Below are 13,240 nucleotides of genomic sequence, written 5' to 3'. Positions count from 1 at the left end.
TTCACCTGGCTTTCACTCGGCTTTCACTTGGCGAGATCCGCACTCCGCGCTCAGAGGGCGGGACTGCCCGACACCACGGGTGCGACCGTGCGGTCGCCGAAGGACGTCCACGGCCGCCACCCGCCGCTCGGCCGGTCCTGGACGCGGGTGCGCACGCGGCCTTCGGTGGTGACGGCGAAGACGTGCGTCCGCCCGGTGGAGTCGAGCGCGGCCGTGGGGGTGGCGGCGAGCCTGATGCCGGGCTCGCCGAACTCCCCGCCGGGCGCCCAGCTTCCGCCCGGGGTGGTCTGCCAGCGGTGGCCGAGCCGGGCGCCGCCCGGCGCCAGGGAGAACGCCTCCAGGCGGCCGTCGGCGTTGGCGGCGAACGCCGGGGCGGCGGCGCTCCAGCCGGACAGGGGCAGCCACTCGTCCCAGCCGCCGCTCGGTACCGACTGCCGCCGGGAGAAGGTCCCCACGCCCGACGGTCCGATGGCGGCGACGGTGAGCCGGCCGCTGCCGTCCGCGGCCACCCGAGGTGCGGCGCCGGCCGCGGTACGAAGCGCTGCCAGGCAGTGGTCCAGGCGCCGCCCGGGGCCTCCTGCCACCGGTGGTGGATCCCCGCGCCGCCCGGCGAGAGGACGAACACCTCCAGGCGCCCGTCGGCGTTGGCCGCGACCACCGGTGGCGCGCCCGCGGCCCCGCCGAAGCCGGGCTCCCACGGGTCCCAGGCCAGGGATCCGGGTGACCCCTGCCGACGCCGGGCGAGGGAGGCGCCGCCGGGGCTCAGGGCGAACGCCTCCAGCCGGCCGGCCGCGTCGCGGGCGACGGCAGGGGCCGCGCCGGCCGGGCCGCCGAACTCCTCCCACTCGTACCAGCCGCCGTCCGGCCGCTGCACCCGGTGGTGCAGGTTGGCGCCCTCCGGGGCGAGCGAGAACACCTCCAGCCTGCCGCCCGTGTTGCGGCCGATCGCGGGCACCGCACCGGCCGGCCCTCCGAAGGACTCCCACGGCGACCAGGTGTCGGTGTCCGGGTCGAGCTGGACGCGCCGCAGCATCGAGCGGTCGGCGGCGTCGAGCGCGAACACCGTGAGACGGCCGCCCACGTCGAGTCCGGCCACCGGGTTGTCCGGGCTCTGCCACGGCGGTGGGGTGTCCCGCCAGTACAGGGGCGCCACGTGCAGCCCGTTGCGGAACCAGCCGGCCGCGCTGGCGTACCACTCCTCCCCGTCGGCGACCACTTCCACGGCGTGACCGGCCACGTGGCCCGCGTAGCCGGCGAGGTCGAAGCGGAACGGGTCCCGGGACGCCAGCACGTCCGTGCCCTCGTAGCCGCCCCGGGGCCCGATGAACAGGTAGTACCAGCCGTCCCGTTCGACGACGTACGGCGACTCGGTGACCGAGACGGTCGTGTCCGTCGTCGCGTCGGTGAAGGCGGTGCCCGGCTCGCTCCAGTGCAGCAGGTCGGCGGAGCGTCGGTGGGCCACGACGTGGTGGCCGCCCGTGCCCGACAGTTCCGTGTAGTACATGACCCACTCGCCGCCGACCCGCAGCACCATCGGGTCGCGCGCCGCGAGCCCCCGGAACAGCGGGCCGGACGGCTCGCGCGTCCAGGTGAACAGGTCGGCCGACGTGGCCAGACTGATCGCGGCGCCGGTACGGCCGCCCCCGGCGTAGAACATCCAGAACCTGCCGCCCGCCTCGACGACGTGGGGCGCCCACAGGTGTTCCTCGCCGAAGTAGGACGGGTCGAGGGTGAGCGCGTCGGCATGGGTGGTCCACGGCCCGTTCGGGCTCGGCGCGGAGGCGTGGGCGAAGGCGATCTCCCCCGTGCTGTCCGGGGATTCGCCGCGCGGTGCGCTGTCCCCGACGATGCTGAACAGGTGCCAGCGGCCCCGGGCCTTGATCAGGGTGTGGTCGTTGAGGTAGCGCGGGCCGCCCGCGGTCGACGGGTCGTAGACGTACGCGAAGGTGCCCGCGCCGACCCACCGGGCGGGCGCCGTCGCGTCGGCGGCGCCGGCCGCGGCCCGGCCGGCGCCCAGGAGCGGGAGCGCGCCCGCCCCGGCGGCGGCCTTCAGCAGGTTCCGTCGGCTGATCGGAAGCATGGGTCTTCTCCAGAGGGGCCGCGTCGCCGGCCGTGCCCGTGCGGGCACGGCCGACCACGGGTCGGGTGCGGGGCGGTCGGGAGGCGGGTCAGTCGAGGCCGGGGCCGGCGGTGTCGCTCAGCCAGCTCCACTCGGACCAGGTGGAGAAGCCGGTCTGCCACTTGTGGTGGACGCCGGCGCGGCTCGTGCCGAAGGTCTCGATCCGTCCGTCGGCGTTGGCGGCCGCGGTGACCTCGGTTCCGCCGCCGCCGAAGGCGGACCACTCGCCGTAGGGCGCGTTGACGGCGCGCTGCCAGGTGTGCATCGCCGTAGTCCCGTTGATGGCGAAGACCTCGACCCGGCCGTCCGGGGTGTGCTCGCTGGTGAGCTGCGCGTCCGCGGGCCCTCCTGTCGGTTCCCACTCGGACCAACTGCTGGGACTGGTCTGGTACTTGTGGAACACACCGGCCGGGCCGGAGGCGAAGACCTCCAGGCGGCCGTCGGCGTTGTGAGCGGCGGTGAGGTCGCGGCCGCCACCGCCGAAGGTGTCCCACGGGGACCAGCCGCCGTTGGGTTCCGTCTGGTACTTGTGCTGGAAGCCGTCGCGGCCCAGGGCGAAGACCTCCAGACGTCCGTCAGGCGATTTCTCCATCTCCACGCGGCTGTCGGCGGGGCCGCCGCCGGTGGGTTCCCATTCCGACCACCCGCCGCTGGGGGCGGTCTGGTACCGGTGGAAGAGACCGGCCGGGCCGGAGGCGTACACCTCGATGCGGCCGTCGGCGTTGACACCGGCCGCGGTGTCGCGCCCGCCGCCGCCGAAGTCCTCCCAGTTCGACCAGGCGCCGGAGGGGGAGAGCTGCCAACGGTGCCGGAAGGTGGCGCCGCTCAGGGCGAACATCTCCAGACGGCCGTCGGCATTGGGGGCGATCGCCAGTTCGGCGTTGCCCGGCCCGCCGAGCGGTTCCCAGGCCGACCAGTTGCCGTTCACTTCCTGCTGCCAGGCGTGGTGCACGCCGTCGGCGCCGGCGGCGAACACCTCGAGCCGTCCGTCCGCCGACCGCGCCGACACCACCCGGCCCGACTCCGCCGGATACACCAGCGGCTTGGGCCGCGGACCACTGCCCGGGACGCAGGGCAGCACGACGCCGCGCTCCGCGAGATAGGCCTCGGGGTCGATGCCGTACGAGGTGGACTGGTCCCCCCAGATCCGCAGATGGAGGTGCGGGCCGGTGGAGTTGCCCTCGGCGCCCATGAGGGCGATCTGCTGGCCGGCCGCGACGTGGTCGCCGACGAAGACGTCACGCCGGGACATGTGCCCGTATTCGGAGATCCTGCCGTCGGGGTGCAGGACGCGGATCCACTGGCCGTAGTCGCCGGTGTACCCGGAGATCGTCACTTCGCCGTCGCCGACGGCGTAGATCGGCGTACCGACGTCGTTGGCGATGTCCACGCCGTTGTGGCCGCTGTGGAAGTGCTGCGACACGATGCCGCCGGCCGGGCACGCGGCGGCCGCGAAGGCGGTGGTGGTGGTCCGGGCCCCGGCCGGTATCGGGGCCACCAGCGACGAGACCAGGGCGGCCGTGGCGGCGAGAACGCAGGTCAGTGCGCGTCGGGAGAGTCCGGGAAGCACGCCGGTCACGCCTTGCGCAGCCGGTCGACGATGCCGTCGATGTCGCGCTGCATCATGTCGTGGCGGATGAAGTGCCCGCCGGGCAGCTCGTACCACTCGTGCGGGATGCCCGCATTGCCGAGGAGGGAGCGGAACTCCCGTTGCCCCGCGAGCACCTGGGTCTCGTTGGCCGTGTCGAACCAGTTGATCGGATCGGGGCTGGTGCCGGCGACGAGGAAGACCCGCTTGTTGCGGTAGCTCTCGATGCGCTGCACCGGGTTGTCCGCGTTCACCCGGGCCTCGTCCCACAGCGGAGCCCCGTAGACGGTGCCGCCGTTCAGGTCCAGGAGCGCGGAGGACGCGTTGGCCCAGTGGACCACGAGGCCGTTGTCGCGGCGCAGGCTCGCCGGGCCGGAGTGGGCGCTGACCGAGGCGAAGTGGCCCCAGTACTTGGCGGCGTACTTCAGTGCGCCGAAGCCGCCCATCGAGAATCCGGACACGGCCCGGCCGTCGTACTCCGCGTACGTGCGGAAGTTCGCGTCGACCCACGGGATCAGCTGCTCGATGTGGAAGTGCTCCCAGTTCCGCGGGCCGGCATTGGAGTTCACGGGGTTGGAGTACCAGCCCGCGTGGCCGCCGTCGGGCATCACCACGATGAGCGGCTTGCCCGCCGTCCAGGCGCGGATCCCCTCGCGGTCGAAGGTGATGAAGTCCTGGTCCGTGCCTCCCCCGTGGAAGAGGTAGAGCACGGGGTACGTGCGTCCGCTCCAGTGGTAGTCGTCGGGCAGGAGCACGTTGACGGCGGGGTTCCAGCCGATCGCCCCCGTCTGGAACCGGTAGTACCACATGCGGGCGTCGACCTCGCCGCGCTCGACGATGTGCAGGCCGAAGCCGTCACCGACGGCGGAGGCGGTCGACGCGGCGGCGAGGACTCCGGCGCCGCCCATGGCCAGCGCGGCCGAGAGGCCTCCGGCGGTCTTGAGGATGCTCCTGCGGCTGGGGTGCTGCGCGCTCAATGTGACCTCCTGGTCGGGAGTCTGACGATGCGTCCGGTCTCCGGGCCGGCCGGCCGCTCCGGCCGACACCGTCGCCACGTTAGGGCGGAGCCCACCGGGCGGGGCATCCGGAACGATCCGGAGTGACATGCCGATTCCGTCGTCCTTTCATCGAGGTGCTTCACGACAGAAGGGAAGACAATGGCGTTGGATGGTTTACGTCGCGTGTTCGCCAGACCGGCCTTCGTGGCCGGTGTCTGGGCGTTGGTGATCGCAATGACCGCCCCGGTCGCCTTCGCCGAGCCCGCGCCGGTTCCGGGCCCGGGCGATGACCGGTTCGGCGTCTCCCGGTACTTCAGCGGCCCGCAGGGCCTCGCCATTCCGACCGTGCCGTGTGATCCGGCCGGCCCGTCGGCCGCCGACGGCATCATGGCCGACCAGCTCAACCCGCAGTTGCACGCGAAGATGGCCGGCTACATGAACGCGTACAAGGTGTCCTGCGCGCGGATGGTCACCCAGGCGGTGAAGGACCGGGGGCTCAACCAGAGGGCGGCGGCCATCGCCATCGCCACGGTCATCGTGGAGACCAGCATCAACAACTACTCCCAGGCCGTCGACCACACCAGCCTCGGGCTGTTCCAGCAGCAGGACTGGTGGGGCACCCGGGAGGAGCGGCTGAACCCGGCCTACGCCACCAACGCCTTCTTCGACCGGGTGGACCAGCTGTATCCGGGCGGCTCGTGGAACAACGAGGCGATCGGCGAGGTGTGCTGGCACGTTCAGCAGCCGAGGGAGGACCTGCGCGGTCTGTACGCGGTCGAGGCGGACGACGCGATGGTCATCGCCAACGCGCTGTGGTCCGGTACGGGCGGCGGTCCCAGGCATCCGTACGGCTCGGGCCGGGTGGTGTCGGGGCGGTCCGCGGACGGGCGGCTGGAGGCCTTCGCCGCCGGCGCCGAGGGCGTGTACCACGCGTGGCAGACCGCGGTGAACGGCGCCTGGTCGCAGTGGCGGTTCGAGGGCGGCCCGCGTGACGCGCAGCTGGCCGTGGCGTCCAATGCGGACGGCCGGCTGGAGGTGTTCGCGCTGTCGGGCGCCACCTTCGACCACATGTGGCAGACCGCGCCCGCCGGGGGCTGGTCCGCCTGGGCGAACTTCGGTGGCGGTGGGTACCGGCTGGCCGCGGGCAACAACGCCGACGGTCGCATCGAGGTGTTCGCCTCCAACGCCAACGGCGTCTTCCACCGCTGGCAGACCGCGCCCAGCGGCGGTTGGGCCGAGTGGGAAGGGGCCGGCGGCGGCCCGGCCAACGCACGGCTCGCCATGGAGAGCGCACCCGACGGGCGCCTGGAGGTGTTCGCGCTCTCGGACGCGACGTTCGAGCACCTGTACCAGACCGGGGTCAACGGCAGCTGGTCCGCCTGGGAGAACTTCGGCGGCGGCGGACGCGACCTGGCCACCAGCCACAACCAGGACGGCAGGCTGGAGGTGTTCGCCTCCAGCGCCACCGGCGTCTTCCACCGCTGGCAGACCAGCCCGAGCTCGTGGTCGGAATGGGCCGGCACGGGCGGGATCCCCAACGCCGAGCTGACCGTCTCGCGGTCGGCCGACGGCCGGGTCGAGGTGTTCGCGATCAACGCCGCCACCGCGAGCCACACGTGGCAGACCCGTCCGAACGCGTCGTACTCGGAGTGGGAGACCTTCGGTGGCGGCGGCACCGAGATCGGGGCGAGCACCAACGCCGACGGCCGCATCGAGGTGTTCGCCACCAGCCACGCCGGCGTCTACCACCGGTGGCAGACCGGGTTCGCCACCTGGTCGGAGTGGAGCTGGCTGAACGACTCCGGCCCCGCGGTCAACTAGGCGGTCCGAGCATGTGACCAATGATCCAGATTGCCGATGCAATGAATCGAGCGAACGGGTCGAACGGTGGGGCCCGGAAGGCGCACACCCTTCAGGGCCCCCCACGGAAAGGCAACATGGGCGGATTTTGACCGATTCGATGCGGTTGAAAGTTGATGTGATCCCTTCCGCCGTAAGTGTCGGGTAAGTGACGGGGGTCACTCCGGATCGGAATTTGGATCTTTTAATTTGCTGTCGGGAAGGCATTTTCTGTGCGCTGCGCCCGTCTGCGCGGGGTCGGGGGGGCCGTCATGCGCACAGTCTGGAGCGGCGGCCTGAGCACCACATGAGTACCCGTACTCATGTGGTGCTCGGGCGTTCGGCGGCTGCAGCGGACTTCACGGGAGCAAGCGCGGCGCCGCCGTGTCCGCGTCGGACGTGCCTTGTGAAGGTGATCAACAGGCGTCTACTGTCCGCAGCGATCACCAGCCAAGAACCAACACGACGGGGGGACTTGTGCGCAAAATCGCGCTTCCTGCCATTGCCGCGCTGTCACTGACACTGCTTCTGCCGCAGACGTCCGTGGCGGTCGCGACCGCCCGGCAACCGGCGGCCGTGGCGGCCGAGATAGCCGAACAGCCGCAGGCCCAGGGCACGCTGTCCACGATCGGCCCCGGTCAGTACTCGACCGAGGACAAGACCTTCCAGGTCGCCGAGAACGACGTGGACGCGGCCCTCATAGGTCGCCGCCACACCGTCGCCGCGCAGCCCGACGGCGGACTCGCCAAGCCCGAGTCCGCGCCCGACACCCGCCCCGAGATGGGCGTCTTCGGCCCCAGCTGGGAAGCCGAGTTCGTCGGCGGCCAGCTCAACCGGAAGCTGGAACAGAAGGGCGACAGCGTCGTCGTCACCGACCTCGGCGTCGACGAGAAGATCACGTACGCGCTGAAGTCGAGCATCGACTACCCCGACGGGGGTGGCGTGAAGAAGTACGCGACCACCGACGGGTCCCAGGTCACGGCGACCTCCAAGTGGAACGACGCCACCGGCACCCTGGTGACGTCCATCGTCGAGGTCCTCGGTGTGGACCTCTCCGCGATCGCCTCGGGCGACGACGCGTTCACCGACGCCGCCGGCAAGCCGATCCCGGCAGGGGACCTCAAGCCCACGTACAAGTGGCAGCAGGCCGCGACCGGCACCGACAAGTGGCGGGTCACCAGCGTCGGCAACAACGTCTACGCCACCACGGTGCAGTACGACGCCCAGGGCCGGGTGTTCAAGATCTCGAACCCCGCCGCCGGCGAGCGGCTCGCGACGTCCACCTCGGTCGCCTACGCGGCCTCGACCACCGCGGCCGGCACCTCGTTCGGCGACTACGCGGGCCGCGTCAAGCAGATCACCGTCACCGAGGGCGCCACCACGCAGACCCTCGCCCGGTACGCCTACGACTCCTCCGGTCTGCTGCGCACCGTGACCAACCCGAGCGAGGCCGCCGAGCCGCAGGCCACCTACGCCTACGACGCGACCCGGCGCCTGTCCGACATCAGCTCGCCCACCAACGGCAGTTGGGACCTGAGCTTCGCGGCCGACTCCGCGGCCCCGACCGCCACCCTCGACGGCGAGGCCGTCCCGACCCCGGGCCTGCCCGTCGAGGGCGACGCCGACGGCACCGGCGTCACCACCCCGCCGCCCGCATCGGACTTCCCCGGCGGCGAGATCACCGACCCGACGTCGTACCCGTCGAAGTGCAGCTGGGCGCGGCACTGGATGTACTACTGGAAGACCGGCTGCACCGCCAAGGTGGCGCACTACGGCTGGCACTCGCCCAGGTGGGAGCAGACCAAGACCGGCTACTGGGTCCGGGGCATCGACCACGACCACTGCACCACCGCGCCCGACAAGCCGCTCGGCTACAACTTCGTCCCCGCCTGCGACATGCACGACTACGGCTACGGCCTGATCGGCAACTCGTACAAGGGCTACAAGTACTACCTGTCGCGCAACAAGGGGCTGGCCGTGGACGCCGTGTTCTACAGCACGCTCTACAGCAAGACCTGCCCCGGCTACTTCTGGAAGAGCACCTGCCGCTCCCTCGCCAACACGTACTACGGCGCGGTGACGATCTTCGGGCGGGCCAAGAACGGCGCGAACGCCACCTGATGACGGGCGCGGACTCCTGATGTTCCCTCGCACGACCTCCTGAGGTTCACGCCTTCGGGAGGGACCGGGCCGGGTGGCGCCGAAGCAGCGCCGCCCGGCCCGTTCGCACCCCCTCTTCCCCCATGTCCACGGGTCCGGCCGTGCCCGCCCGTCCACGGGCCGCGCCAGGCCCCCTGCTCCCCGAGGCACCATGAAGAAGAAGATCTGGGCCACGGTCGTCGCCGTCGCGATGACCACGACCCTCGGCGCGATACCGGCCCGGGCCGCCGCGCCGACGAGCGTCCCCGACGCCGTCAAGGCCGCGCTGCCGGGCGGGGTCGTCGACCCGCCGTTGTACGCGCGCGCCGCCGACACCGGCACCATCCGCGTCAACGTGCTCACCAAGAGCCGTACGGACCTCCCCGAGGCGGCCGCCGCGGGCGAGACGAAGCAGGACTTCGAGTCGCTGCCGGTGGTCACGCTCAAGGTGGACAAGACGGGCCTGGACCGGCTCGCCGCCCAGCCGGGCGTGGTCTCCGTCACCGAGGACAAGCCGGAGCCGGCGAACCTGGACGAGAGCGTCCCGCTCATCGGCGGTGACGCGGCGGCCAAGTCGGGGAAGACCGGTGCGGGCACCGCGATCGCCGTTCTGGACACCGGTGTCGCCACCCAGCACCCGTTCCTGAAGGGCCGGGTCAAGGCCGAGGCCTGCTTCTCGCCGATCGATCCGGATCTGGGCGCCACCAGCCTCTGCCCGGACGGTGCCGCCGAGCAGGAGGGTCCCGGATCCGCCGACACCGACTCCGGGCCGTGCGCGACCCTGACCGCCTGCGACCACGGGACCCATGTGGCCGGCATCGCCGCCGGCAAGGGCACGGGCGCCACCGGGGCCCCGAAGACGGGTGTCGCCCCCGGCGCCGACATCATCGCGATCCAGGTCTTCTCGCAGTTCAACACGGCCGATTCCTGCGCCGGCGAAGTGCCCTGTGTCGCCAGCTTCCCCAGCGCCCAACTGGCCGGGCTGGAAAAGGTGTTGAAGATCAAGCAGGCGGGGACGCCGGTCATCGCGGCGAACCTGAGCCTGGGCGGCGGCCACTACACGGCCGCCTGTGACGCCGACCCGCGCAAGGCCGCCGTCGACAACCTGCTCGCGGCCGGCGTCGCCACCGTGATCGCGGCCGGCAACAACGGCTATGCCGACGCGGTGAGCGTCCCCGGCTGCATCTCCTCCGCCGTCACGGTCGGCTCCACCACCGACGACGACGAGCTGTCCGGCTTCACCAATCGGGGCCCGCTGCTCGACCTCTTCGCCCCGGGGACGAGCATCGTCTCCTCGGTGCCCGGAGGCAACTACGCCTCCAAGAGCGGCACGTCGATGGCGACCCCGCACGTGGCCGGCGCCTTCGCCGTGCTCAAGCAGGCCTACCCCGCCAAGAGCGTCGCGGACCTCACGGCCCTGCTGCAGAACAGCGGCCGGCCCGTCATCTACACGGGTGCCACCACGTCCCGGATCGACCTCGGCGCGGCCCTCGGCGGCGGAGGCAACACCCCCAAGCCTGTCGGCCTGACCGACTTCAACGGTGACGGCGCCGAGGACATCGCGATCTCCGACACCCAGGCCACCGTCGGCACGAACGCCAACGCCGGGCTGATCCGGGTCGTGTACGGCGCCGGCAAGGGCACCGCGGAGCTCAGCCAGGACCTGGACTGGGTGCCGGGCGGATCCGAGAAGGACGACTACTTCGGCGAGAGCCTCGCCACCATCGACTGGAACAAGGACGGCTTCACCGACCTGGTGGTCGGCACTCCGAGCGAGGACGTCGGTACGGCCTCGAACGCGGGCTTCGTCGACATCCTGTACGGCTCCGCAGGCGGCCTGGGCGCGGGCACCCTCAAGGCCACGCACTTCGAGCAGGGCGCGGGCACCGGCGCGATCGCCGCGTCGACGGCCGAGGCGGGCGACCGGATGGGGCAGTCGCTCGCGGCGGCCGTCAACGACGCCGGCCGGCCGTACCTGCTGATCGGCTCGCCCGGCGAGGCCATCGGCACGCTCACCGGCGCGGGCACCGCCTTCTACGTGTACGGCAACACCAGCCTGACGATCAGCCAGGAGAAGCCCGGGGTCCCCGGTGACCCCGAGAAGGACGACAACTTCGGCCTCGCCCTGACCGCGGACGCCAACTACATCGCCATCGCCTCCCCCAACGAGGCGATCGGCACCAAGGCGAAGGCGGGCGGTGTCGTCATCTTCGACGCCAACGCGTTCGACGCCGACGGACGCCCGGCCCCGCTGGCCGGCCTCGACCAGGACAGCGCCGCCATCTCCGGTGACGCCGAGGCGGGCGACCAGTTCGGCTACGCGGTGGCCATCGCACCGTTCCGGCCCACGGGCTCCCCGGCCCCGACCGAATCGATCCTCGCGATCGGTTCGCCCGGTGAGGGCGTGGTCGTGGGCACCGAGAACCGGCTCAACGCGGGCCGCGTGGTGCTGATCCGGATCAAGGCCGACGGGAGCTGGAGCTACCTGCGCGAGCTCAAGCAGGGCACCGCGGACGACGACGTCTCCGGAACCTCCGAGACCGGTGACCGCATGGGCGAGACGCTGACCGCCGTCAACACCGCCCCGGGCTCGGTGAGCACCGTGGCCTCCATGCGGCTCGCGGTCGGCACGCCCGGCGAGGCGCTGGGAACCGCGACCAAGGCGGGCGCGATCCACACGTTCTCCATGGCCGGCTCGGCCGGACCGAACGACCGCTGGATCGAGGCGGGCGACGGCGACGGGATCCCCGGGACTCCCGGGACCAACCAGCAGCTCGGCAAGAACATCCACTTCACCGCGACCAGCCTGTACGTGGGGATGCCCTTCGGCCCGAACGCGGCCGGTGCGCTGTACGCGCTGCCGATGTCCAACGTCACCCAGGGCGGGAAGATCGCTCCCGTGACCACGTACAAGCCCGGCTCGGGCGGCCTGCCGGCCAACGGTGTGGCCTTCGGTTACTCCGCTCGCTAGTCCTGTGACGGGAAGGTCCACCGCCGGTGGGCCTTCCCGTCGCCTGCCCCGTTCACCCGCTCGGACGCGCAACGCTCGCGTCCGCCCGCTCCGTGCGGTCCGCTGCAAGGTGAACCCCTATGGGCAGGAGAGGACGCGTCATGACGGACGAAGGTGCCACCGCCCCCGGCGGGGAACCCGCACGCGAGCCGGGCACGGACGCGGAACGCTCGGAACTCCGACAGCTGCGCTCCCGGGTGGCGGCCCTGGAGGCCGACAAGGCCGCCCGGGAGCCCCGGCACCGGTGGCGGTCGTTCTTCGCCGCCCTGCTCATCGTCATCGGCTGTGTCCTCGCCCCGCTCGCAGCCGTCGCGGCGTGGGCGTCGAGCGAGGTCGGCGACACGGACCGCTACGTACAGACGGTCGCCCCGCTCGCGTCCGACCCGGACATCCAGGCGGCAGCGGCCAACCGGGTCACCAACGCGGTGATGGAACACATCGACCTCCCGGCCCTGCTGGAAGGCGTGGCGCCGGACGACCGGCCGCGCCTGGAGAAGGCGCTCGGCAAGCTCGGCAACTCGCTCGAAGGCGCCGTCCGCAGCTTCGTCCACGACAAGGCGGAGGACGTCATCGCCTCCGACACCTTCGAGCGGATCTGGACCGAGGCCAACCGCCGCATCCACACCGCGGTGGACAAGGCCCTCACGGGCAGCGGCGGAGGCGCCGTGAAGATCAACAACGACTCGGTCACCGTCGACCTCGGCCCGGTCGTCGACCAGGTGAAACAGCGCCTCGTCGACGAAGGAATGACCGTGGCCGCGAAGATCCCCGAGGTGCACACCGACTTCACCGTCCTGCAGGCGGACAACATCGGGAAGGTCAAGACCTACTTCCGCCTCCTGCAGATCGCCGGCAACTGGCTTCCGGTGCTCTCGGTGCTCCTGATCGCCGCCGGCGTGCTCCTCTCGCGCCACCGCCGCCGCGTTCTCGTGGCCGCCGCACTCGCCTTCGCCTTCGCCACGCTCATGCTCGGCGTCGCTCTGACCGTCTTCCGCGTCGTGTACCTGAACGCGCTGCCGGACACCGTCTCGCAGCCCGCCGCCGGAAGCATCTACGACGCGATGACGCACTTCCTCCGTACGACGGTCCGGATGGCCGTGGTGCTCGGCGTGGTCGTCGCGCTGGCCGCCTGGCTGACCGGCCGCGGCCGCTCGGCGACCTTCGTACAGCAGATGTGGCACTCGGGCATCGGGGCCCTGCGTTCCACGGCGGACCACGCGGGCATGCGGACCGGCCCGGTGGGCCCGTTCGTCCGCCGCCACCGCGGCTGGATCACCTGGATCCTGGTCGCCGCGGCGGTGCTGACCGTCTTCCTGTGGAGCTACCCGACCGGCTGGGTCATCCTCGGCATCGCACTCGTGCTCCTCTTCGCACTGGCCGTGGCGGAATTCCTCGCGGGGAACGGGGCCGGCCGAAGCACGGCGCAGGCAGGAGGGCACGAGCCGCCACCCCGGTGACAGGGAGGGAAGAGCCGGCCGCCGCGGCCCACGCCGACGGGCCGGCCGGCCGGCGGGGGTCGCCGGGTCTCAGCGGTCCCCGTGAGCTGA

Annotated in this window: 7 protein-coding genes; 4 read left to right on the top strand and 3 right to left on the bottom strand. The window is 71.9% G+C overall.

Going from position 1 to position 13,240, the window contains the following annotated elements; translation table 11 throughout:
• Position 1: 1 nt before the first annotated feature.
• From AB0D29_RS06735 to AB0D29_RS06725, 3 genes are all read right to left on the bottom strand, one after another.
• Positions 2–2,080 (bottom strand): family 43 glycosylhydrolase, encoded by a 2,079-nt coding sequence (locus AB0D29_RS06735; protein WP_362852488.1) that lies wholly within the window; start codon positions 2,078–2,080, stop codon positions 2–4.
• An 88-nt stretch (positions 2,081–2,168) separates the two neighbouring features.
• Positions 2,169–3,689, bottom strand: a complete 1,521-nt coding sequence (locus AB0D29_RS06730) for a peptidoglycan DD-metalloendopeptidase family protein (RefSeq protein ID WP_362852487.1) — start codon at positions 3,687–3,689, stop codon at positions 2,169–2,171.
• A 5-nt stretch (positions 3,690–3,694) separates the two neighbouring features.
• The gene (locus AB0D29_RS06725; protein ID WP_351298417.1) at positions 3,695–4,684 is read right to left on the bottom strand and encodes an alpha/beta hydrolase-fold protein; all 990 of its coding nucleotides are present in this window, start codon (positions 4,682–4,684) and stop codon (positions 3,695–3,697) included.
• A 180-nt stretch (positions 4,685–4,864) separates the two neighbouring features.
• Here AB0D29_RS06725 and AB0D29_RS06720 point away from each other — a divergent pair, with 180 nt between their 5' ends.
• The 4 genes from AB0D29_RS06720 to AB0D29_RS06705 all read left to right on the top strand — a co-directional run bounded on the left by AB0D29_RS06720 (position 4,865) and on the right by AB0D29_RS06705 (position 13,150).
• Positions 4,865–6,526 (top strand): peptidase M23, encoded by a 1,662-nt coding sequence (locus AB0D29_RS06720; RefSeq protein WP_362852486.1) that lies wholly within the window; start codon positions 4,865–4,867, stop codon positions 6,524–6,526.
• A 561-nt stretch (positions 6,527–7,087) separates the two neighbouring features.
• The gene (locus tag AB0D29_RS06715; protein WP_362852485.1) at positions 7,088–8,665 is read left to right on the top strand and encodes a phospholipase A2; all 1,578 of its coding nucleotides are present in this window, start codon (positions 7,088–7,090) and stop codon (positions 8,663–8,665) included.
• 190 nt (positions 8,666–8,855) lie between these two features.
• The gene (locus AB0D29_RS06710; protein WP_362852484.1) at positions 8,856–11,654 is read left to right on the top strand and encodes a S8 family serine peptidase; all 2,799 of its coding nucleotides are present in this window, start codon (positions 8,856–8,858) and stop codon (positions 11,652–11,654) included.
• A gap of 140 nt (positions 11,655–11,794) precedes the next feature.
• Positions 11,795–13,150 carry a hypothetical protein gene (locus AB0D29_RS06705; RefSeq protein WP_362852483.1) on the top strand — a complete coding sequence of 452 codons (1,356 nt, stop codon included), beginning with the start codon at positions 11,795–11,797 and terminating at the stop codon, positions 13,148–13,150.
• The last annotated feature ends 90 nt before the right edge of the window (positions 13,151–13,240 follow it).

Source organism: Streptomyces sp. NPDC048424 (genome assembly GCF_040651555.1).
Lineage (GTDB): Bacteria > Actinomycetota > Actinomycetes > Streptomycetales > Streptomycetaceae > Streptomyces.
Note: the sequence above shows the minus strand (reverse complement) of the source record. Positions and strands in the feature narration are given on the sequence as shown.

What these genes read in the sequence shown, in the direction of transcription:
- AB0D29_RS06705 (WP_362852483.1), top strand. Translation starts at nt 11,795, where the DNA reads ATGACGGACGAAGGTGCCACCGCCCCCGGCGGGGAACCCGCACGCGAG.
- AB0D29_RS06710 (WP_362852484.1), top strand. Translation starts at nt 8,856, where the DNA reads ATGAAGAAGAAGATCTGGGCCACGGTCGTCGCCGTCGCGATGACCACG.
- AB0D29_RS06720 (WP_362852486.1), top strand. Translation starts at nt 4,865, where the DNA reads ATGGCGTTGGATGGTTTACGTCGCGTGTTCGCCAGACCGGCCTTCGTG.
- AB0D29_RS06735 (WP_362852488.1), bottom strand. Translation starts at nt 2,080, where the DNA reads ATGCTTCCGATCAGCCGACGGAACCTGCTGAAGGCCGCCGCCGGGGCG.